This is a genomic window from Cohnella thermotolerans DSM 17683 (assembly GCF_000429825.1).
In the GTDB taxonomy this organism is placed as follows: Bacteria; Bacillota; Bacilli; order Paenibacillales; family Paenibacillaceae; genus Cohnella; species Cohnella thermotolerans.
In genome coordinates this window covers 1-22,411 of record NZ_AUCP01000055.1, presented here as the reverse complement: position 1 = coordinate 22,411, position 22,411 = coordinate 1, and the positions used below count along the sequence as shown (strand labels likewise).

21 protein-coding genes are annotated in these 22,411 nt (G+C 59.5%); 17 read left to right on the top strand and 4 right to left on the bottom strand.

The genetic code is table 11. The features are described 5' to 3' along the window. Window positions 1-44 precede the first annotated feature (44 nt). The 13 genes from G485_RS0111740 to G485_RS0111680 all read left to right on the top strand — a co-directional run bounded on the left by G485_RS0111740 (window position 45) and on the right by G485_RS0111680 (window position 15,532). A complete protein-coding gene (locus tag G485_RS0111740; protein WP_051318215.1) occupies window positions 45-1,388 on the top strand; it encodes a lipopolysaccharide biosynthesis protein in 1,344 nt (447 codons plus the stop codon). Between the two features lie 30 nt (window positions 1,389-1,418). Then, a complete protein-coding gene (locus tag G485_RS31245) occupies window positions 1,419-1,970 on the top strand; it encodes an acyltransferase (protein WP_156922300.1) in 552 nt (183 codons plus the stop codon). Window positions 1,971-2,011: 41 nt separating this feature from the next. Beyond that, entirely contained in the window at window positions 2,012-2,986 is a 975-nt protein-coding gene (locus tag G485_RS0111730) for a polysaccharide pyruvyl transferase family protein (protein ID WP_027092720.1), read from the top strand. 127 nt (window positions 2,987-3,113) lie between these two features. Then, window positions 3,114-4,454 carry a UDP-glucose dehydrogenase family protein gene (locus G485_RS0111725; protein WP_027092719.1) on the top strand — a complete coding sequence of 447 codons (1,341 nt, stop codon included), beginning with the start codon at window positions 3,114-3,116 and terminating at the stop codon, window positions 4,452-4,454. 28 nt (window positions 4,455-4,482) lie between these two features. Further along, window positions 4,483-7,410 carry a chitobiase/beta-hexosaminidase C-terminal domain-containing protein gene (locus G485_RS0111720; protein ID WP_051318209.1) on the top strand — a complete coding sequence of 976 codons (2,928 nt, stop codon included), beginning with the start codon at window positions 4,483-4,485 and terminating at the stop codon, window positions 7,408-7,410. Between the two features lie 13 nt (window positions 7,411-7,423). Next, a complete protein-coding gene (locus G485_RS26155) occupies window positions 7,424-8,665 on the top strand; it encodes a sulfotransferase family protein (protein WP_035155866.1) in 1,242 nt (413 codons plus the stop codon). Next, window positions 8,662-10,596 carry an asparagine synthase-related protein gene (locus tag G485_RS0111710; RefSeq protein ID WP_027092717.1) on the top strand — a complete coding sequence of 645 codons (1,935 nt, stop codon included), beginning with the start codon at window positions 8,662-8,664 and terminating at the stop codon, window positions 10,594-10,596. The genes G485_RS26155 and G485_RS0111710 overlap by 4 nt, the downstream gene beginning before the upstream one ends. Window positions 10,597-10,648: 52 nt before the next feature. Then, on the top strand, window positions 10,649-10,786 hold the full coding sequence (locus G485_RS29900; protein ID WP_156922298.1) for a paeninodin family lasso peptide: 138 nt from the start codon (window positions 10,649-10,651) through the stop codon (window positions 10,784-10,786). A gap of 100 nt (window positions 10,787-10,886) precedes the next feature. Then, entirely contained in the window at window positions 10,887-11,834 is a 948-nt protein-coding gene (locus G485_RS0111700; RefSeq protein WP_027092716.1) for an HPr kinase/phosphorylase, read from the top strand. Then, a complete protein-coding gene (locus tag G485_RS0111695; RefSeq protein WP_027092715.1) occupies window positions 11,831-12,121 on the top strand; it encodes a lasso peptide biosynthesis PqqD family chaperone in 291 nt (96 codons plus the stop codon). Before G485_RS0111700 ends, G485_RS0111695 begins: the two co-directional genes overlap by 4 nt. Window positions 12,122-12,141: 20 nt before the next feature. Further along, window positions 12,142-12,576 (top strand): lasso peptide biosynthesis B2 protein, encoded by a 435-nt coding sequence (locus G485_RS0111690; protein WP_035155865.1) that lies wholly within the window; start codon window positions 12,142-12,144, stop codon window positions 12,574-12,576. A gap of 12 nt (window positions 12,577-12,588) precedes the next feature. Beyond that, window positions 12,589-13,764: a nucleotidyltransferase domain-containing protein gene (locus G485_RS0111685; protein ID WP_027092713.1), complete on the top strand. Its 1,176-nt coding sequence runs from the start codon at window positions 12,589-12,591 to the stop codon at window positions 13,762-13,764. 16 nt (window positions 13,765-13,780) lie between these two features. Beyond that, window positions 13,781-15,532, top strand: coding sequence for an ABC transporter ATP-binding protein (locus G485_RS0111680; RefSeq protein ID WP_027092712.1), 1,752 nt, complete (start codon window positions 13,781-13,783; stop codon window positions 15,530-15,532). Here G485_RS0111680 and cysC read toward each other — a convergent pair. Then, window positions 15,514-16,125 (bottom strand): adenylyl-sulfate kinase, encoded by a 612-nt coding sequence (gene cysC / locus G485_RS0111675; protein WP_027092711.1) that lies wholly within the window; start codon window positions 16,123-16,125, stop codon window positions 15,514-15,516. The two genes, G485_RS0111680 and cysC, sit on opposite strands and share 19 nt — an antisense overlap. 105 nt (window positions 16,126-16,230) lie before the next feature. Here cysC and G485_RS0111670 point away from each other — a divergent pair, with 105 nt between their 5' ends. The 4 genes from G485_RS0111670 to G485_RS26150 all read left to right on the top strand — a co-directional run bounded on the left by G485_RS0111670 (window position 16,231) and on the right by G485_RS26150 (window position 19,956). After that, window positions 16,231-18,171: an asparagine synthetase B family protein gene (locus G485_RS0111670; protein ID WP_027092710.1), complete on the top strand. Its 1,941-nt coding sequence runs from the start codon at window positions 16,231-16,233 to the stop codon at window positions 18,169-18,171. Between the two features lie 45 nt (window positions 18,172-18,216). Next, window positions 18,217-18,357 (top strand): paeninodin family lasso peptide, encoded by a 141-nt coding sequence (locus tag G485_RS29895; protein ID WP_156922296.1) that lies wholly within the window; start codon window positions 18,217-18,219, stop codon window positions 18,355-18,357. 108 nt (window positions 18,358-18,465) lie between these two features. Then, a complete protein-coding gene (locus tag G485_RS0111660; RefSeq protein WP_027092709.1) occupies window positions 18,466-19,401 on the top strand; it encodes a phosphoenolpyruvate carboxykinase (ATP) in 936 nt (311 codons plus the stop codon). Window positions 19,402-19,425: 24 nt separating this feature from the next. Continuing rightward, window positions 19,426-19,956 carry a VanZ family protein gene (locus tag G485_RS26150; RefSeq protein ID WP_051318207.1) on the top strand — a complete coding sequence of 177 codons (531 nt, stop codon included), beginning with the start codon at window positions 19,426-19,428 and terminating at the stop codon, window positions 19,954-19,956. 326 nt (window positions 19,957-20,282) lie between these two features. On the opposite strand, the gene G485_RS0111650 is transcribed toward G485_RS26150, so the two are convergent. The 3 genes from G485_RS0111650 to G485_RS0111640 all read right to left on the bottom strand — a co-directional run. After that, entirely contained in the window at window positions 20,283-20,975 is a 693-nt protein-coding gene (locus G485_RS0111650; RefSeq protein WP_027092708.1) for an endonuclease/exonuclease/phosphatase family protein, read from the bottom strand. A 138-nt stretch (window positions 20,976-21,113) separates the two neighbouring features. Beyond that, the gene (gene tnpA / locus G485_RS29035) at window positions 21,114-21,539 is read right to left on the bottom strand and encodes an IS66 family insertion sequence element accessory protein TnpA (RefSeq protein ID WP_420805766.1); all 426 of its coding nucleotides are present in this window, start codon (window positions 21,537-21,539) and stop codon (window positions 21,114-21,116) included. Between the two features lie 591 nt (window positions 21,540-22,130). Continuing rightward, window positions 22,131-22,411, bottom strand: a 281-nt coding sequence (locus G485_RS0111640; protein WP_027092706.1) for an IS256 family transposase, incomplete at its 5' end; no start/stop codon positions are given.

Here is a 22,411-nt window from a genome sequence, read left to right as displayed (position 1 = left end):
ATGTTTGAGAGTCGGTTGTCAGGCGGGTAAGGATGTTGGAAGCGATGATCAAACCGCCAAAGTTCAAACGCGCATTGGCCGGCCGCGGCGCCGTATCGGCGATCGTGCGGACTAGCGCCGCCAATCTGCTCATTATGGTGCTCAGCACGCTGACATCGATCGCGACGGCGCGCTGGTTCGGCGTGGAAGGCAAAGGGGAATTCTCGGCGATTCTGTTCTGGCCGACGCTGCTCGCCGGGGTGCTCAGCTTCGGGCTGCCGACTTCCTTGATTTACAACCGGAGATCGCATCCGGCGCTGGGCGCGGAATTCGTCCGGGCGAGCTTCCTGATCCAATTGCCGGTCAGCCTGCTGGCCGGGCTTGCGGCCTGGTTCTTGCTTCCCGCCTGGCTCGGGAACTATCCGGACTCCATCGTCCGCGTCGCCCAGTGGTATACCGTGATCATGCTCCCGTTGCTGCTTGCCGTCAATCTGCTGTCGGCGCTGGCTCAAAGCATGGAGAACTTCAACCTGTACAACGGCCTTCGGCTGTACGTGCCCTTGAGCAATTTAGTCGGACTTGCGGCCTTGTGGGCATGCGGCGTTCTGCGCCAAAACACCGCCGCGCTCGTTTTTTTCGGTACGAGCCTCCTTGTCGTCTTCTGGTCGTTGTACCGGCTGAGGCGGGAACTGACCGTCGGATGGTTCGGCAAGTTCGCCGACCGGAGCGCGATCCGTTCACTGTTCGGGTACGGCGGCAGGGTGTACGGCGTCGAGCTGCTCGGAACGTTGTACGGGCAATGCGACAAGCTCATTATTTTATCGCTGCTCGCGCCGCGGGAGTTCGGGCTCTACACGGTTGTCTATACGCTGTCCCGCGTATTCAACGTCGTCCAGATGGCGATCTCGGGGGTCGTCTTCCCGAAGGTGACCGGCCTCGCGCCGGAGAAGATCGTGCAGACGGTGTGCCGGGCGTTCCGGCTATCTTCCGTGCTCATGTGCGTTGCCCTCGTTCCCGGTCTGCTCATTGGGCGCTATCTGCTGGGGCTGCTGTACGGTCAGCCGTTTCTGGAAGCGGGAACGGCGTTCTGCCTGCTCTCCCTGGAATGCATTATCGGCGGAGGATCGTGGATTCTCGCTTCCTCCTTCAATGCGATGGGCCGGCCCGGCCTTGTGGCGGCGAGGCAGGCGATCGCGCTGGCGCTGACGGTCGGGCTCCTCTTCGCGCTGGCGCCCGCCTACGGATTGAACGGCATCGCGCTGGCCATGCTGCTCGGCGCCGTGAGCCGGATTCTCATCTCGATCGCCGCGATGAAGATCGTGTTCAAAGCGCCGATCTCCGGCGTTCTGTTCGATAAAGGCGATTGGCGCTTCTTGCGGGGGCGCCTGTCGCGGGCATCGCAACTCTGACATCTTGGAAGGGAAGGACGGCAACGCCAGATGCGTCTGCAAGGCAGAAGCGTTAGAGAGTATGTGAGGTACGGTTACAGGCTCTTCCGCGGCGTTCTGTTCCGGAGGAAGGTCGACCGGTGCGGCAAGCTTCTGCGGGTATGCGGTCCCGTGAAGGTGTCGAAGTCGAGGCGCGCCCGCCTCGTCATCGGCAGCCGCGTCATTCTTCATCGGCATACCGGGTTTTATCTCGATTCGGAGGATGCCGTCATCGAGATCGGCGACCATACGTTCCTGAACCGGAGAAGCGAAGTCATGTGCAAGCGGCATGTGAAAATCGGCAGCCACTGCGCCATCTCCTGGGACGTGACGATCACGGATACCGACTACCATACGCTCGAAGGAACGGAGCCGACGATGCCGGTCGTCATCGGGGATCATGTGTGGATCGGCTGCAAGGCGGTCATTTTGAAGGGAGTAACGATCGGCCGGGGCGCCGTCGTGGCCGCAGGCGCGGTCGTGTCGAAAGACGTGCCGGCCCGCGCGCTTGTTGCGGGCGTCCCGGCGAGAGTCGTTCGGGAAAACGTAAGCTGGACCCTGTGACGGGGACGGTTCGAGAAACGACAAGCGAAGGAGAAGTAACGATGGAAACCGCACCGTTCGCTCATCCGATGGATGAACTCAAACATCGGCTTCGGCAAATCCTGACGGTGATTTCGCCCTATTCGGAGATCTGTTACATCGATTATCCGGTTCACGGCAACGGCGGGGATCTGCTGATCATGAAAGGGACCGAAGCTTTTTTCAAGGAAAATCATATTCGGGTCCGGGCGCGCTACAGCGCGCTGGACTTCCCGGACGGGCTGCCCATTCCGCGCCATCACATTCTCGTGCTGCACGGCGGGGGCAACTTCGGCGATCTGTATCCGGTTCATCAGAAGCTGCGGGAGAAAATCGTCGCGAATTATCCCGGCCACCGGGTGGTCATGCTTCCGCAGACGATTTTTTACAGCAATGTGAGCGAGTTCGACAAGACGGCCGATATTCTGAACCGGCACCCGGACGTGCACCTGTTCGTTCGCGATACGCTGTCGTTGGAAATGGCCAAGGACAAGTTCCGGCGCTGCAACGTCTATCTGTGTCCGGACATGGCGCATCAGCTTTGGCCGATTCGCAGCCGGTCCGGTCCCGAGAAGGAGCTGCTTCGGTTCCTCCGGACCGACATCGAGAAGACGGCCGGGCAAGAGGAGTTGGAGGCGTCCGGCGCCGGGGATTGCCTGGACTGGCCGACGCTTTACAGCCGGGCCGAGCAGAGATCGATCCGCGCCTTCGCCGTCATGCTGAGCAAAGGAAGAGGCCGGCTGCCGGTCGGCAAAATCTGGGGCAAGTATGCCGACCATCTCGTACGGAAGGCGGTCGACAAATTCGGTCATTATCGTACCGTTCAGACTTCGAGGCTTCACGGGCATATTTTGTCCTGCCTCATGGACAAGCCGCATGTGCTGCTCGATAACGCCTACGGCAAAAACGCCAACTACTTCCGCACGTGGACGAAAGGAATCGCCTCCGCCAAACTGCTGGCCGAGCCGGTTAACAAGCATAGCGGAGGAACGGCATGATGCGGGACGACGGCGATCGGCCGCGGCATCCTCGCGGAGCGCCCCGCCGATCGAAGAGAATATCGTCCGGCTTGAGGGTGCATGGGACGAGAACGTCCGACTTTGCAACGGATAGGAGGGAGCTTCATTGAACATTGCGGTTATTGGCACCGGCTATGTCGGACTTGTATCGGGCATCTGCTATGCGGAACTCGGGCATTCGGTCGTCTGTGTCGACAAAGATCCGTTGAAAATCGCGGCTTTGCAAAACGGGGTCATCCCGATCTACGAGCCGGGGCTGGAGGAGCTCTCGGCACGGAACGCCGCCGCCGGCCGGCTGCGCTTCACGAACGACCTGAAGGAAGCCGTCCGGGGGAGCGAACTGGTCGTCATCGCGGTCGGCACGCCGCCGCTTCCGAGCGGCGAAGCGGACTTGTCTTATATCGACGGCGCGGCTGCCGAGATCGCAGAGGCGATGAACGGCTATACGATCGTCGCCGTGAAGAGCACCGTTCCCGTCGGCACGAACGAACGCGTTCGCGAGCTGATCCGCAGCCGGACGAACGTGCCGTTCGACAGCGTGTCGCTGCCGGAGTTTCTGCGGGAAGGCACGGCCGTCCGGGATACGCTCGAACCGGACCGGATCGTCATCGGCGCCGATTCCCGCGCCGCCGCCGACAAGATCGCGGAACTGCACCGGCCGCTGACGGACCGGATTATGGTGACCGACATCCGCAGCGCGGAAATGCTGAAATACGCTTCCAACGCGTTTCTGGCGACGAAAATATCGTTTATCAACGAGATCGCGAACATTTGCGAGAAGGTGGGCGCCGACGTAACCCAAGTCGCCGAGGGGATGGGAATGGACCGCAGAATCGGTCCGGCGTTCCTGCGGGCGGGCATCGGCTACGGGGGCTCCTGCTTTCCGAAGGATACGCGGGCGCTCATCCAGATCGCCGGCCATGTGGAATATGAATTCAAGCTGCTGCGGGCGGTCATCGAGGTGAATCAGGATCAACGCTTTCGTATCCTCCGGAAGCTGGAGACGATCTTCGGCGGCGAGCTGCGGGGGAAGACCGTGGCGGTCTGGGGGCTTGCGTTCAAACCGGAGACGGACGACGTTCGGGAATCGCCCGCGCTCGAGATCATGGGGCACCTGACCGCCAGCGGCGTTCGGGTGAAGGCGTACGACCCGGTCGCGATGCCGAATTTCCGCAGCCAGTTCGCGGGTACCGGCGTCGACTGGTGCGACGGAGCTCTCGAAGCCGCATCCGGCGCGGACGCCCTCTGCCTGTTAACGGAATGGGACGAATTCGTCCGGACGGATCTGAGGCGGCTGCAGACGATCATGCGCCGGCCGATTCTGATCGACGGCCGCAATGTGTTTAAAGAAGAAGATTTGGCGGGAACGTCGTTCGTCTATTATTCGATCGGCCGTCCGAGTCTGAATCAGGGGGTCAGGGAAGAGATGCCGATCCTTCAATTCTGAAGGAGGGCTCGGAAGGGAGCGGATCGTGGTGAGAATCAAAACTGTCTTGCTCCTGTTATACGGACTGCTGGCGGTATTGGCCCCGTCCATCGCGCTGGGGGACAGCCCCGGCGGCTACGCGATCGAGGTCGACGATCTCCGGAATTGGAAGCAGACATACCGTCACTCCGACACCCTGTTTTTGCGGACGGTGCCGGATGACGCGCGGGATACGTCGGTTGTCAAGGGCAGCGGCGCACCCGGCGAGTATTTGGTCTACAGAGCGAAGGGCTATCTGCGTTCCTTCACGGTTTATACTTACGGGTCGGCGGACGTCTCCGGCTCGCTCCAATTTTACTTGTCCGCCGACGACAAGACGTATCGAAGCGTGACGCCGGACGTTCACGAGGACGAGGGGGAGCCTCCGGCGGTCACTTATGAATCCAGGGCATTTCCGGGAAACACGAAATACTTGAAAATCGTCTTTGCGGGAGGCAAAAGCGGTTCCCCTTCGATCGGCAAGGTGGTGCTGAACGGTCCCGGAAGCGTGGGCGCCAGCAAGCCGTCGGGGCCGGTGCTGTACGGCAGCATGATTATGCTGAATCGGGCGTCGGACGGGGATACCGTCTATTACACGACGGACGGCAGCGACCCGCGCTATTCGTTGACTCGCAAGCATTACCTCGCGCCGATTCCGATTACGGACCGAACGCTGCTGAAGACGACGGCGGTCAATCATTCGGGGGAGAACCAATCGGCCGCAAGCAGGGTGTCGACCTACGAGTTTGTGCCTTACCCGCAGACGGCGCTGTCGCCGGGAATTGCCGACCCGCTGGACAATTTCGGGAAAACCGCCGCCCGCGCCAATCTGTATCTGGCGAACGACACGCCCGGCTACTTCGACAACGACGCAAGCCGGGCGGTTCGCGCCACGACGGCGAAGGGAATGCTGCTGTACCGTTCGGACTCCGATATGAAGTCTTTCACGGTTCGCAGCTTCTATTTTACCGGCCAGCCGTTCGAGAAGCTCCGGTTCTACGCCTCGTCCGACGGCAAGCAGTACGAGGAGGTAAACGCGACGGGTTACGCTTCCGGGTATCCGGAGAGCAACTGGCAGCCGTTTGCGTACGAGAGCACGTCTCTGCCGGCGCATACGCGGTATTTGAAAATCGAGCTGTCGGGGACGGCCAAATCGTGGACGCCGCAAGTATCGGACGTGTCGATCGACCAGACGACGGCGTCCGTGGCGCTCGCTTCGACCGTAGACGGCGACGGCGCCAAGGTGGTGTTGTCTTCGGAGACGAAGGGGGCCCGCCTTTACTACCGTCTGAACAAGGGCGACGATTACATGCCGTATGTGAATCCGCTTCATCTGCAAGGGTACAACCAGTTGGAGGTGTATGCCGTTAAGGACGGATTGCTTCCGAGCCCTATTCGCAGCTACACGGTCAATGCCGGGCGCGATGTGCAGCTCGACCGGTTCGGCCAGATGGAAGCGGTGAACTTCGCCGGCAAAGTAACCAGCGAGGCGCAGCTCGCTTCCGATGCGCAAGCGGACGAAGCCTATTACGGAAGCCTGAAGCCGCCCGCAGACCGCGACGAATACGGCGGGCTCGCCGGCAGCGCGAATCGTTACGGGCTTAAGGCGACCGGGTTTTTCGCCGTTCAGAAGTGGAACGGCCGTCCGGTCCTGACGACGCCGTCGGGGAATCTGTATTTCAACCTGGCGGTTAACGGGGTGACGGCCCAAGAGACGTACACGATGGTCAAGGGAAGGGAAGAGAAGTTCGAATCCGTTCCTTCCTATGCCAGCGAATACAAGGCCGCTTACCTCGGCAAAGATAATTTCTCGTTCTACGTGGCGAACAAATATCTCAAGACCGGCAGCTTCCCGACGGAGCACGACATCTATGTGGAAGCGATCGGGCGGCTGCAGAAGTGGGGCTTCAACGGCATCGGCGCCTACTCGCCCGAGAAATACGGCGAAGAGGGACGATTCCCCTACGTCCGGATGTTGCCGCTGGACGGCATGAGTTGGGCCAAGATCGACGGGCTGTCCCTCTTCGACATTTACGCCCCGGACGCCGAAGCCAAGCTGGACCAGGCGTTCGCCCAGACCGTCGCTCCGCATAAGGACGATCGGATGCTGATCGGTTATTTTATCGGCAACGAATACGATTTCCACCGGTTTTATACCGAGGTTCCGAAGCTGAAAGCGAGCTCTGCGGCGATCAAAGGGAAGCTGGTCGAGACGCTGAAAGCGAAATACGGCACCATCGAAGCGTTCAATGCCGCCTGGAAGATGAGCTTCAAATCGTTCGACGACTTAAACGATGCGGAGCTTACGCTGAAGGCGTCTCCGGCATGGCGCGATATGGAGGCGTTCTTCGCCGATTACCTGGACCAGTTCTTCGGCACGGTCTCGCGGTTGTTCCGCAAATACGATCCGAACCATCTTCTGCTCGGCGACCGGTGGATCACGACGACGTTCCACAACGAGAAAGTTCGGCAGACGCTCTCCGAAGCGGAAGGAAAATACATGGACGTGATCAGCATCAACTACTACACGTACAAGATCGAGACCGATCTGCTGAACGAAGTGTACGCCATGTCGGGCGGCAAGCCGATTCTCATGAGCGAATTCGGCTACGGCACAGCGGAGCAGGGGCTGGCGCCGCTGATGAAAAACTCGGCCGCCAACCAGTTCCAGCGGGGGATGCGTTACCGGAACTATGTGGAAGGAGTGGCGAGCTTGCCGTACGTCGTCGGAGCGGATGTGTTCAACTATGTGGATCAGGCGGGAATGGGCCGGTACTGGCAAGGGCAATGGGGAGAACATTACAACTCCGGCCTCGTCAACGTCGCGGATCGTCCGTATAAGGATTATTTGCAAGGAGTGAAGGCGACGAACGACGACATCTACCAAATCATGCTCGGACAACGGCCCAAATTTTATTACGACTTCAGCCAGAAATGAAGGAGGAACCCGGATGGTCGACGCGCACGGCAACAATCTGGTCTTTCTGCTCTGCACGCCCAGAAGCGGTAGCTCCCTCGCGACGGTGATGCTGCAAAATCACAGCAAAATATTCGCCACGCAGGAGATGTGGTTTCTGATGAGCCTGCTGGATTTGAAGTCGGCGCCGAGGCGAGCTTACGGCGGCGGGGCCATCCTGGACCGGTTCTTCAACGGCGTGCTGACGGAGGAGATGTTCACGGAGGCGTGCAGGTCGTTCGCGCTCCAAGTTTACAACGGACTGCTGCGCGGCGGCGGCGGCGCCGAACTCGTGATCGACAAGTCGCCGAGGTACTACTATTTGCTGGAGTTCCTGGACGCCTTGTTCCCGCGCTCCCGGCGAATCTGGCTCATTCGCAACCCGTTCGCGGTGCTTGCTTCCTACAAGAAGCTCGGCGCGTTTCGGGGCGAGGCGCTCGATGTGGCGCGAATGCTGCGCAGCCCCGCATTCGAGATCAAAGCCGTCGATCTGACGGTCGGCCTGCTCCGCTACTGCCGTTACTTCGCCCGCCCCGATGCTTACGCCTATCGGCTGCATTACGAGAAGCTGGTCGCGGCGCCGAAGGCCGAGCTCGCCGGGGCTTGCCGCTTCCTCGGCGTGGACTACGAGGAAGGGCTGGAGCATTACGGCGCCAGCCGGTTCTCTTCCAAATCCGATCTGTATTTCAGCATGGGCGTCGGCGATCCGTTCGTAGCCGATCATGCCGCACCGCACGGGGATTCCGTCCACGCCTGGAAGGAAATCCTCTCGAAGCAAGAGACGGAGCTGTACGGGCGCATGCTCGGGGCGAAGCTGTTCGCCGAGCTCGGGTACGGCGAGGAACTGGAAGAGGCGGAGAAGCGGACGGGCGTCCGCTTCGACCCGGAGCCGGACCGCGATCTGATGGCGCTGCGGACCAGGCAGTTCACGGAGGCGACCGGGCGCAGTTGGGAGGCGGACTATCGGATGCGCACCGATCTTCCGGTCCGCTTGAGCGAGGTTCAGAACGCGCCGGAGCCGGACGAGCCGCTTTTGCATTCCCAGATACGGCAATTGCAGATGACCGTCCGCACGCTCGAGCAGCGGCTCGAGACCGGCATTCTGGAGCAGCGGCGGCTTCGGTCGCAGCTTGCCGCCATGAAGCGGAAAGCGGACTGGCTGAAGTCGGCGATTCCGTTCGGCCATCGCCTGTCGCGGCTCGCCTCGGTCATGGCCGGGGGAGGAGGGAAGAAGTGAGCGCGCTCGCCGGCATCGTCCGATTCGACGGACAGGATGCGGACCCTGCGGACAGCGAGGCCATGATGGACGCCATGCGGCCGTATATAGCCGACGATGTCCGCACGTGGAGCGGCGGACCGGCGTTCCTCGGCTGCCGCATCCGGCGCATCACGCCCGAATCGGTCGCCGAGCGGATGCCGGAAGGCGAGCCGGGCAGCCGGCTCCGGATCGCGGCCGACGCCATCCTCGACAACCGCCGGGAATTGTTCGACCGCCTGCAGGTGCCGCCTTCCCGCCGCAGCGGCATGATGGACAGCGAGCTGATATTGCTCGCTTACCGGAGATGGGGGCGGGAGGCGCCGGCCGCTCTCGTCGGCGACTTCGCGTTTATGATCTGGGACGAGGACCGCCGGCTGCTGTTCGGCGCGCGGGACACGTTCGGCAGCCGCTCGCTTTATTATCATGGCAGCGATCGGCGCTTTGCCTTCTGCACGACCATCGCGCCGCTGCTCGCATTGCGGGATACGCCGAAGGGGCTCGACGAAGCGTGGCTCGCGGAATTTATGGCGATTCCGGAAATGTTCGAGTGCACGGACCCCGGGGCGACGCCGTACCGGCAGATCCGGCAAGTTCCGCCGGGCCATGCGATCGCCGTCTCGGACGGGCGCATCTCGCTGGCCCGCTACGGCACGCTGGAGCCGGGCGGCACGCTGCGGCTGAAGTCGGACGGCGAATACGAGGAGGCGTTCCGGGAAGTGTTCGGCGAGGCCGTCCGATGCCGGCTGCGCACGTTCCGCGAGGTCGCGGCGACGCTGAGCGGCGGCCTTGATTCGGGAGCGGTCGCGGGCTTCGCCGCGCGGGAGCTGCAGCGGGAAGGGAAGACGCTGTACGCATACAGCAGCGTTCCGGCCCGGGATTTTACCGACTGGACGCCGGGCGGTACGGCGGCCGACGAGCGGCCGTTCATCCGGGCGACGGTCCGGCATGTCGGCAACATCGTGCAGGCGGATTTGGACTTCGAGGGGCTCAGCCCGTTCAGCGAGGTGGACGAATGGCTGGAATTGCTGGAAGCTCCGTACAAGTTTTTTGAAAATTCGCACTGGCTCAAAGGAATCTACGAGCGGGCCGGCAGGCAGGGAGCGGGCATTCTGCTCACCGGCGCGCGCGGGAATTTCACGATCTCGTGGGGGCCCGCCCTGGATTATTACGCCTTGCTGCTCAAACGAATGAAATGGCTGCGCCTCCTGCGGGAGCTAAAGCTGTATGGCGCGAACAAGGGGATCGGCAGAAGGCGGCTGCTGCCGGCGATCGGGAAGCTGGCCTTCCCCGGCCTCGCCGGGCATTCGCAACCGGCCGCGGATCTTCCGTCGATGCTCATTCATCCCGATTTCGCCCGGCGGACGGGCGTCTTCGCCAGGCTGCGCAGCAGCCGCGACGGGTCGGGCGGCTCCCCGGCCGCGAACGCCGTCCAGCTTCGCAAGGACAAGCTCGGCAGCTTGGCAGCCGCGAACAAAAACGGCGCGACGGCGACGAAGCTGTCGCTGCGGTACGGCGTATGGGAGCGCGATCCGACCTGCGATCTGCGGGTCGTCCGCTTCTGCCTGGCCGTTCCGCTGCAGCAGTACGTGCGGGACGGGATGGACCGCGCGCTCGTCCGCCGGGGGACGAAGTCCGTATTGCCCGACGAAGTCAGACTGAATCAGCGCGTTCGGGGCATACAGGGAGCGGATTGGATTCACCGCGCCGCGCCTTCGTGGCCGCGGCTGACTGCGGAGCTGACGAGACTGTGCGACGATCCGGCCGTTGCCGCCTACCTTCACGTCGAACGAATTCGGGCGGCCGTTGCGGGGGTGGGGCGGGAGCCGCGTCCGGAGCTCGCGTTTCACCCGGAGATGCGGCTGCTTATGCGCAGTCTGATCCTCGGCCGGTTCATCAAGCGGTTTGCCTGAAGAGCCGCCTGTGATTTTCATGAAAGGGTTTGCATGAAAGGAGGTGATCCAAATGGAAATCCGCGCGAAACAAGAATGGCAGACGCCCGAGCTCGAAACGCTGAACGTCAGCGAAACGATGTACGGGAAAGGCATGACGAATATCGACTTCGTCACGACAGAAGACATGGACATTTACTCTCCGAGTTGATCGGCAGCTTCCTCATCTTGCGTCCTTATACAATCCGTTCCGGACGGTATAAGGACGCCGCCTTTCCATTTGCCAGAAAAAAGCGAGGAAGGTGAACGACATGAAAATCGCCGTACGTCCGACGGTTCATCGGGCTTTCGGTCTGCGCATATCCAGCCGAATCCCTCTTCCCGAATTGCCTCTAAACGGCGACGGGATCGAAGGGGAACCCGCGGATATCGTGATCGATACGGCCAAGCCGGATCGCTTGCGGGAGGAGCTGGAAGCCTGCGGCAGCAACTTCTCCTTCTCGCGCGCAGGCAGACGGTTTCTGTTCCTCATTCCGGATACCGCCGTTTACTGCATCGAGGACGGGCGCACCGTTACCGTTGCGCCGCTTCCCGGCGCGGATCCCGAGAAGGTGCGCGTCTATTTGCTCGGCACGTGTCTCGGCGCTCTGCTCATGTTCCGCCGGGTGCTTCCCTTGCACGGAAGCGCGGTCGCCATCGACGGACGAGCCTACGCATTCCTCGGCGACTCGGGCATCGGCAAGTCGACGCTGGCCGCGGCTTTTGTCGGCATGGGGCACCGGCTCGTCAGCGACGATGTCGTGGCGGTCTCCTGCGCCGAAGACGGGACACCGGTCGTCATGCCGTCTTATCCGCAGCAGAAGCTGTGGCGGGAAAGCCTCGAAGGACTCGGAATCGCGAGCGGACCGTACCGTCCCATTTACCAAGAGACCGAAAAATTTGCCGTGCCGGCAGGTTCCCGGTTCAGTTCCGATCCGATCCCGCTGGCGGGCGTGTTCGAACTGGCGATCTCGAACCGGGGGAAGATCGCCGTCAGAAGGCTGAGCAATCTGGAGCGGTTGCGCGTCATTCTCATGCATACGTACCGGAATTGGCTGATCCCGCGGCTCGGGCTCGCGGACTGGCATTTCCGTACGGCCGCAAGCGTCTCGTCTCGCGTCAAGGTTTGCCAGCTGCAGCGGCCGCTGGAAGGATTTACGGCCCGCCGTCTCGCGGCGGCCATTATTCGCATCGCAGGGGAAGGAGAACAGGGGCAATGACGGACCAACGCTATGCCGATCAAACAATCGTCCAGAAGGAAGGAAATATCGTGAGCGATATGAACGGGGAGAAGGTCATGTTCAGCATCCGCTCCGGCAAGTATTACAATCTCGGCCGGGTGGGAGGGAGAATCTGGGATCTGATCGCCGCTCCGGTTGCGGTTGCCCGGCTGGTAGACGAGCTGATGAAGGAATATGAAGTCGATCGGGCGACGTGCGAGCGGCAAGTCGCCGAGTTCCTGCGGAGCTTGCAGCGGGAATCGCTGATCGAGGTTCGCCCGTCTTGATGCGCAAGGTGAGGAAGTTTATGAACTGGCCGGCGGAGAGGAGGCGGCTCATGCTGGAGGCGTTCATCTTCCTGGCGTGGGCGCGGGTAATGAAGCTGCTGCCCTTCTCGCGGCTCGCTCCTTCGCTCGGCAGGCCGATGACGGAGACGCCGTTCGTTCACGACCTGACCGCGGAACGAACGATCCGGCAAATTTCGGAGGCGGTCCGGGTCATGAGCCGCCATACGTTCTGGGAGAGCCAATGTCTGGTTCAGGCGCTTGCCGCCAAGAAAATGCTGGAGCGGCGCCATATGGACAGCACGCTGTACTTGGGTACGGCCAAGGACGAGCGGGGGAACCTGATTGCACATGCCTGGCTCCGGAGCGGTCCGATTTATTTGACGGGAGCCGGAGAACGGCGCCTGTTCACGAAGGTGGCGGCATTCGGAACGGTTAAATCGTACAGGAGAGATTGAAGGTGCCCGAACATGGACAAACCATTCAGCCTTGACTTAAGCGCCTTTCCCGAAGAACTGAACGTGATGCTGGAGGCGCTGAGGACGGATGCCGGGCCGGAGGATCGCCGTTCGCGGAAGCCTCCGTTGCCGAACATCGATTGGAATCAATTTTTGAAGCTGGTCCGGCATCACCGCGTCTATCCGCAGATTCGGACGAATGCGGGCGTAAGCGGATTGATTCCGTCCGATGTCCTGCAAGCCGTCGATCAGGATTATCGGCTTAATACGTTGAGAATGCTCCGCTTAAGCGGGGAGATGGAACGCGTGTGCGGATTGCTGGAGGAGCGGGGCATGCGCTCGCTGGTGTTGAAGGGACCGGCGCTTGCCCGGCATCTGTATGGGGACTTGTCGCTGCGGACGTGCAAAGATTTGGACATTTTGATCCCCGTCGCCGACGTCGATCGGGCGGAAAGCCTTTTGCGGGAGCTCGGCTATGCGGCGGATCGGCCGATTCCGCGCGGGCTCGGCGACTGGAAGTGGAAATTTCACCATATTTCCTTCACGCATCCGCAAACCGGAATTCAGGTGGAAGCGCACTGGCGGCTTAACGGCGATGGGGGCAAGGAGCCGCCGTTCGAGGAGCTCTGGAGCGGGAGACAGCGCAGTCCGCTCGTCTCCGGCGGTGTGCATATGCCTGGGGACGAACATCTGTTCATGTATCTCGTGACTCACGGCGCCCGCCACGGCTGGTTCCGGCTCCGATGGCTGGCGGATATCGACCGGATGGCGCGACGCGGCCTGGATTGGGACAGACTCCTCGTCCTCCTCAGACGCTACGATGCCCTCGATCTGGCGGGTCAGGCGTTCGTGCTCGCATCCGCTCTGCTTCATACGCCGATTCCGGACGCGATGAGGTCCGACATCTCCGCCGGACGCGGGCGCGATTTGGCGCAGCGCTCGCTTCGCTTCATCCGGAACGAGGTCCCGCTATCGCCCGTTCCGCGTAACGGAGAGTTGGCGCGAACGTACAAACGGTACTTGTTCGAACTGAAAACGACGCGGCAAAAATGGCGGTTCGCCATCAGCCGCCTATACCCCAGCTTCAGGGACGCCGAGGCGCTGCCGCTGCCCAAGCCGCTCTATTTTCTTTATTTTCCTTTACGGCCGTTCGTCTGGTTATGGAGACAAGTGCGGCAGCAAACGTGAGAGATGAGGAGAACGGATGACGGATCTGTGGTTTTACATGAACCGGCTGCGGAGGTTTGCGGGCATCCGGCTTTACGCTCAGCTCGCCGCCATGATCGGCCTCGGTTTTTTCGACGGGGTCGGCATCTATTTGCTCGCGCCCATGCTCGGTCTGCTCGGCTTCTTCGGCTCGGGTGCGGAGAACATCCCGCTGGTCGCGGGCTGGCTCGATGCGCTGCGAGGGATGCCCGCTTCTTATGCGCTGCCCGCGCTTCTTGCGGTTTACTTCTTGGTCGTGGCCGTCCAAGCGCTGCTGAAGAGAGAGCAGAGCATTCAGAGCGCCCGACTGCAGCAAGGGTTTATCCGGCACTTGCGGCTTCGCTTCTACGAAGCGTTAATGCGGTCGAACTGGTTTTTTTTCCTCCGGCGGCGGAAGTCGGATTTTCATCATCTGCTGACTTTCGAATTGGCGCGGGTCAGTCAGGCCACGTATTTGCTGCTTCAGCTTACGTCCTCGCTTGTCTTCACCGTCATTCAGATCGGGTTTGCCTTCTGGCTGTCGGCGAAGCTGACGATCGTCGTGCTGATCAGCGGCGCGGCGATCGCAATCGTCATGCGCAAAAAAATTCGCCGCGCCAAAGAGGTCGGGAACGAGACCGGCGAATTGTCGGAAAGCTATTACGCAGGTTTGACCGATCAATTCAACGGAATCAAGGATATCAAGAGCAACCGGCTCGAATCGTCCTACCTCGCCTGGTTTCGCAACTTAACCGGCCGAATGGAAGCCAACTTCGTCTCGTTCTCCAGGCTCCAGGCGACGACGGAATGCTTGTACAAGATCGCGGCGGCCGCGCTGATCGCGCTGTTCGTCTATTTGGCCTTCGAGGTGTTCCGGGTGGCCGCGAGCCAGCTCGTGCTGATCGTGATCATTTTCGCGCGCTTATGGCCGCGGTTCACGGCGGTCCAAGCCGGCGCCGAGCAGATCGTCTCCGCCATTCCCGCGTTCCGGAGCCTCCGGCAATTGGAACGCGAGTGCGGCGAAGCCCGGGAGCCGGATGGAGATGACAGCTTCGGCCGGATCCGGTCCTTGCCGGTGACGCAGGGCATCGAATGCCGCAACGTCTATTTCCGGTACGGCAAGGATCATTCCGCCGAATACGCTCTGCGCGACGTATCCGTCCATATTCCTGCAGGGAGGATGACGGCGGTTATCGGCAAGTCGGGCGCGGGCAAGAGCACATTGGTCGATATTCTGATGGGACTTCTGGAACCGGAGCGCGGGACGGTCCTGATCGACGGGGTTCCGGTTACGCCGGACAAACGGATCGCCCTTCGGCACGCCGTCAGCTACGTTCCCCAAGACCCGTTCCTGTTCCACGCCAGCATCCGGGAGAACCTTCGAATCGTCCGTCCGGACGCCGACGAGGCGGAAATGTGGGAAGCGCTGCGGTTTTCCGCTTCCGATACATTTGTGGAGCGCCTGCCCGAAGGGCTCGATACGGTCGTCGGCGACCGAGGGGTCCGGCTGTCGGGCGGGGAGCGCCAACGGATCGTGCTGGCCAGAGCCATCCTCCGCCGGCCTTCGATTCTGGTGCTGGACGAGGCGACAAGCGCGCTGGATACCGAGAACGAGGAGCGAATCCAGGAAGCGATCGACAGGCTGAAGGGGAAGATGACGCTGATCGTCATCGCCCACCGCCTGTCGACGATCCGCAACGCCGATCAGGTCATTGTGATGGAGCGGGGAGAAGTCATGATCCGGGACGAGAATCAACGGAGCGTCAGATAGTTCCGTTCTTCCAGGTATCGGATCAGGACGGCGACGGATTCGGGGACCGTCTGCTGCTCCGTATCCAGCACCAGGTCGGGACTCTCGGGGACGTCGTAGTTCGCGCCGATGCCGGTGAAGTTGGGGATTTGGCCGTTTCTTGCCTTTTTGTACAAGCCTTTCGGGTCCCGCTTCTCGCATTCCGTAAGCGAGCATCTGACGTAGATTTCGATAAAATCGCCCGGCTCGAACATCTCCCGGACCATCCGGCGGTCGGAGCTGTTCGGCGAGATGAGCGCAGCCAGCACGAACAGGCCGGCATCGACGAACAGCTTCGAGACTTCGCCGACTCTCCGGACGTTCTCCTTCCGGTCGTCGGCCGAAAATCCGAGATCGCGGCCCAGCCCGTGCCGGATATTGTCTCCGTCCAATACGTAAGCCGAGACATTCCGGGCGAACAATTCTTGTTCCAATGCAAACGCAAGCGTCGATTTTCCGGAACCGGGCAATCCCGTGAACCACAGAACGCAGCTCGGATGACGGTTTTTCAGTTGGCGGTCTTGACGGGTGAGATTGGAGCGTTGCCAAGCGATGTTGCCGTTGTTGGAATCCAAGGTTACCCCTCCGTTTCTCTCGTGCGCGTACGTCCATTCTATCATAGCGTCCGAAGGCCGCGCCTGCGCCCGAAGATCGAAAGGAGGCGGATCGAAGGCCACAAGATGAGCGCTATAGCCGGTATTTTGTGCTGCGGCGGGGAAGCCGCATCCCCGGAGGACGGCAGCAGGTTAATGGAAGCTTTGCGAATCTATCCGGCCGACGAGACGGGAGTCTGGCAGGAAGGTCCCGTCTTCCTGGGATGCCGGGCCCAGTGGATCACGCCCGAGTCCAGACACGAGCGATTGCCTCTATACGACGAGCGAGATCAGCTGGCCATCGCTGCGGACGCGATCGTCGACAATCGGGAGGAACTGTTCGACAGGCTGCGGATCGAACGGGAACGGCGGGCGCGGATGACCGACGCCGAGCTGATATTGGAGGCTTATCGCAGATGGGAAGAGGAGGCTCCTCAATACCTGATCGGCGATTTTGCCTTCGCCGTCTGGGACCGGAGGAAGCGCCGCCTGTTCGCGGCGCGCGACCTGTTGGGGAGCCGGACCTTGTATTATCGCCGCGACGGCAGGAGATTCGCGTTCTGCACGGCGATGCGTCCGCTGCTCGCTCTGCCCGGAGCCGCGAAGGAATTGAACGAGTCGTGGCTTGCCGAATTTCTGGCCATTCCGATCATTCTGGATTCGGTCGACGTTCATTCCACGGTGTACCGCGGGATCGAGCAGATTCCGCCGGCCCACTCGCTGACGATCGAGGAGGGGAAGCTGACGCTGAAGCAATACGGGACATTGGCGGAGCCCGAACGCAAGCTTCGCCTTCGGTCGAACGGAGAATACGAAGAAGCGTTCCGGGACGTTTTCCGGCAAGCCGTCGCGTCGAAGCTTAGGACGTTCCGGCAGGTCGGCGCCAGCTTGAGCGGAGGCCTGGACTCCGGCGCGGTCATCGCCTTCGCCGCGGCTCCATTGCGCAGCGCAGGGAAAACGCTGCATGCCTACAGCTACGTTCCTCCCGCGGATTTTACCGATTGGACGCCGAAAAGAATGGCCGCCGACGAAAGTCCTTATATCAAGTCGGTGGCTTCGCACATCGGAAATATATCGGAAAATTATCTGGATTTCCCGGATCGCAACTCGTTTGGGGAAGTAGACGATTTGCTGGAACTGATGGAAGCGCCGTACAAGTTTTTCGAAAATTCGTTCTGGATCAAAGGCATTCTCGAACGGGCGGCTGCGAGCGAAGTCGGCGTTTTGTTGACGGGAGCGCGCGGGAATTATTCCGTGTCGTGGGGACCCGCCCCTGACTACTATGCCAGACTGCTTCGAAAGCTCAGATGGGTTCGGTTATACCGGGAGTTGAAACGCTACGGCAAACGAATGGGCATAGGCAGATCCCGTTTGCTGCGCTTCATTGCCAAGACGGCTTATCCCGGCCTGGCCGGACGGTTTGCGGGCGCCGCCAAGCAGCCGGTTCAGCCGCAACTGATCGACCCGGATTTGGCGCGAAGGACGAACGTGTTCGAGAAGCTTCGAAACCGCGACGTCGGATTGGCCGAATTCCCGTTCGACGAGTTCGCGGCGAGAGCGGACCAATTCGGAAATTTGGCGGCCTCCAATCACCAGGGGACATCCATTACCAAATTTTCCTTGCGCTATGCGATATGGGAGAGGGATCCGACGAGCGATCCGAGAGTCGTTCGATTCTGCCTGTCGCTGCCGATCGAACAGTATGTTCAGGACGGAATGGACCGGTCGCTCATTCGAAGGTCGACCGCAGGCTATTTGCCCGACTCGATCCGCCTCAATCAACGCGTGCGGGGCGTGCAAGGAGCCGACTGGATCCATCGGATGATTCCCTGCTGGCGCGCTTTCACGAACGAATTGCAGCAGCTTTGCCGCGATCCCGCCGTATCGCATTATGTGAACGTGAATCAAATCAAGCGATCGCTCTCGATCATCGGCCCGGCGCCCAAGCCGGAGCAGGCCTACGATCCGGATGCGCGGATTTTGATGCAAGGCTTGATCGTCGGCCGGTTCCTGCGGCAATTCTCGTAGCGGATCGGCCGGGGAAGATCGGCTACTGAAAGGAGGTGAGACGATATGGAGAAGCAAGCGAAGAACGAATGGCTGCAGCCGGTTCTGGAAGTGCTCGACGCCAGCCAGACGATGGGCGGGCCTAACGGCATCTACCCCGATAAAAACGGGAAAGGCCACAATAACGGTCATCCCCATGCCTCGTAAACGTCTCATCGGAGGATCTATATGAACGGCCCCTGTGCGTCTCGGCGTACAGGGGCTTTCCTCCTCTTGCATCGTGTTGTCAATCTGCATTGGAAACGGGTGAGGATAATGATCGCTTGCGACACGCAAACGGTATATCAGGCGTTCGGACTTAGGCTGGCCAGCGAAATCCCGCTGCGGGAGCTTCTTCCCGCTGCGGATCAGGAGTCCGCGGCGGACGCGACCATTCGTCTGACGGACTTGTCGGAAGCCTGGAGTGCGCGCGAGAGCGGCGACGATTACTACGCGTTTCGCGGGGATGAATTGTTGCTGCGTGTCCCGGATACGGCCGTCTTCAGCATTCGGGGAGGGAACCGGATCGGCGTTCATCCGGCACCGGGAGCGGATGAGAGCGCCATCCGGCTGTACTTGCTCGGTACCTGCATAGGGGCGCTGCTGATTCAACGGCAGACGCTGCCGCTTCACGGAAGCGCCGTTGTCATTGACGGCAAAGCTTATGCGTTCGTGGGCGACTCCGGTGCGGGGAAGTCGACGCTGGCCGCCGCTTTTGTCAACCTCGGCTATCCCCTTCTCAGCGACGATGTCATCGCCGTTTCGGTTAGGCGCGACCGGGCTCCCATCGCTTTGCCGGCCTATCCGCAGCAGAAGCTCTGGCTGGAGAGTCTGGATGGGCTGGGGATGGAAGCGGATCGTTACGTTCCGATTTATGAGTCCAAATATGCGGTGCCCGTACCGGCCCGATTCTGCAGCGCCCCCGTTCCTCTGGCCGGCGTTTTCGAATTGACGATAACGGACGCGGGCAACGCGGACATTCGGCCGCTTCAAGGTCTTACGCGGTTGCCGACGCTCCAATATCATACGTTCCGCCGGTTTCTGATCCCTCCGTGGGGACTGGAGCGGTGGCACTTCGCGACCTCCGCAGCGATTGCCGGACGGGTCGGCATGTATCGGCTAAGCAGGCCGGCCGCGGGATTTGCGGTTCACGATCTGGTGTCGCTTATTTTGCAAACGGCTGAAGAAGGGGAGAAGATTCCGCAGCAATAGGAGCGGGAAGGAAGCGATCGGAATATGGAGAATCGGAAGATATGGGGACGGTGCGCGGCGCTCGTCCTGCTGTGCGGGGTCATCATAGGCATTTTTACACTCTCCTCGCAGCCTTACAGGGTGCAGACGATCCAGCCTTTTTTACAACGGACCCTAACGGTGGAAAAAGCGGAAAAGGTGTTACCCAAACTGGATATCCGTTACGACGGGAAAGAATACAGGAGGGACGTCAACCCGTTCGGCTTCATCGAGTTTTTGTTTCGGAAGAGCGCTCATCTGTTCGTCTATGCCGTATTGGCCGTCGCGACCGCGCTCGTTCTGCGGATGTTCCGCATTCGGACGCCGGCTGTGGCCGGATTGTCGCTGCTCACCGTATGGCTCGTCGCGATGCTGGACGAATGGAACCAGCGCTTCTCGCCGGCGCGCACGCCGACCTATCAGGACGTCATCGTCGATCTGACCGGCGGCATGCTGGGCCTTATCATAGGCTACGCGTTATCCCGTTTGTTCCGCCGTCTTGGCAAAGTCCGCTCCCGGTCCGCATGGCAGCGCTGACGAACGATATCCCCACGAATTTGCAGATTCGGCGAGCAAGGCCGCTCGTGACGATCCCGAGCTCGCCGGAGATCCTCCCCCGGAAGGAGCGTTCTTCCCGGAGCGCTTCCCCCACTAACCTTCCGCTTCGGTTCACCGTTTCTTCAAAAAGATAAACCCCCGGGTCGTTCCACTTCCCCTCATGTTGCAAGCGAGGGATTATTAATTTCGCTTCGAATAAAGCCGATAAACGGACTTGCTCAGGTCCAAGGCGATAAAGCGGAAGCGGCGGCATCAGGGGCGAGCTGCATCTATGGATTGAGTGGAAGGATGCGACATCGCATCTCTCAATCGGATTTCCAACGAATCTCTGCAATGACCGGATAGTGATCCGATACGATGGAAGGATATACCTTGGCTATGGCCTGTTCTGTCGGCATGTTTACAAAGATATGGTCGATCTCTCTGCCATTCTCAACTGTTGGGAACTTATTTTGTAACACAATTTTTTGCCAATGGTTGTTAAATCGTTTCATCAAAGGATCATCCATCTCCATATTAAAGTCCCCAGTTATAATCGCTGGCCGTTCCAACTTGTTTAAAACTTCCAAAAGAATCGGGACCTGCTTCATCCGTTCCTTTGTATGTACCCCCAAATGGGTATTTAATACAATGACCGTCTCCTCTCCTATTTGCAGTCTCGCCGTTAGGATACTCCTTCGTTCTATCAACCCGCCGATATACTGAATTTTTTTTGCAATAATCGGATAGCGACTTAGAATGGCATTACCGTATTGGACGATGAGGAGGTTTACGCTTGGAGAGAAACAGGAATACATTCCGAGCTGTTTAGATAGCCTGTTCAACTGATCTTGAAAGCCGCTGCGAGGTGAAAAACGGTCAACCCCCTGCAGGGTAACAACATCCGGATGTGCTTCCGCAATCTCTTTTGCTATGCGGCGCAAATTGGTTTTCCCGTCCATGCCTTTTCCGTGTCGTATACCGTAGGTCATCACTCTCATATTAATGCAGGCGTCCATCGGATTCACCGCTTTCTGCTTATTTTTACGAAACGACCGGCTCAAGCCGACTAAAATTATACGTAACATTAGTATTGATCATGCAGTTGCAGGATATACGGCGACAAACTTGGCGATGCGCCTGACGTTGCTCAAGCTTTAGGCCGTCAAGCAGTACAGCCAGAAGCCGTTGTGATTCCAGCGAAGGATTTTCAGTTTGTTCCGTTGGCGGTTGCAGAACGCAAAGAGGCAGGGGGCGAACAGGTCAAGGTTAAATTCTTCACTAAGTTCGTTTAACATGTGTCCTCTGGAACTCGAACTACGGAAGAGGAGAGCGTTGAAGCCTGGTTTAACTTCAATCGTCGCCGTACCGATTCGAACAACCAACGGTTCCGCCTCCACCGCCAACGGTTGTTCTGACTGAACCGTGACCCACTTGGCTTCTGTTGCCGCAGACGCCGGAGCGCCATTTAGTTTACGCATCCAGGAATAGAGCTGACGACAATTGACTTGATTGGCTTCACACCACGCCAACGCGGTTTGTCCACTCGCCCGGAAGGTCTCGATACGTGCTTCCCAGAGCAGTCTTGCCTCGCGGTATTTTCTGAGGAAGATTATCTCATGGCGGTTATGTCGTCCAAAGGTGTAAGTATTTGGAGCTTACCCTTGAAGCGGCTGCAAACCGACCATATTGAGCTCTCGTATTCGAAGGCGAGAGCTACCGGATGAAGCATGCGCTCATGAAAGAACGGTAAAAATTCCTCACGACGATGATGGGGAAAAATGCACGATTTTTTTGGGGAAATCCGTTTGATCATTTTGGGTATTTTTATCTTACCGTACACAGTTGATTCAACCGGCTCGGTAACAAAAAGTCCTGCCACAGGAAGCATAGCTTCACAAACAATTACGTTGCACTCCCATTAAATTTTAAGCATAGTTCGATGGAACCGCATATATATGCGGTTCCAGTTGCATTTTAAGGAACACCCTTTTTTTCTATTTATTAAAAATATTTCAATTTCATTTGGTTTTGCGAAACAAATTCCTTTGTCATAGCGTCTCTATAAACAAAGAACGGAGATAAAACAAACAAATACGGATTTCTTAGATGATGGACTAAAATTAATACGATCAAGTCCAAATTTATGTGTAAAATCCCTCAGCTAGAATGGGCTACATGATTCGGGTTACTTTCGAGACAGATTTTGGCCGGCTTTCACGCCATTCCAGGTATTCGACCATATCGAGGTACTTCTTGCCGGAAGCCCATTTCTCGTCCTGTTCCATGAGTAGTGCACCGATGAGTCGAATGACGGATTCCCGGTTGGGAAAAATGCGAATCACGCGTTCCCGGCGGCGAACTTCCTCATTCAGACGTTCTACGCTGTTTGTCGTTCTCAAGCGCTTACGGTACTTTTCCGGCAGGCTCAAAACGGCGGTGACATCGTCAAAAC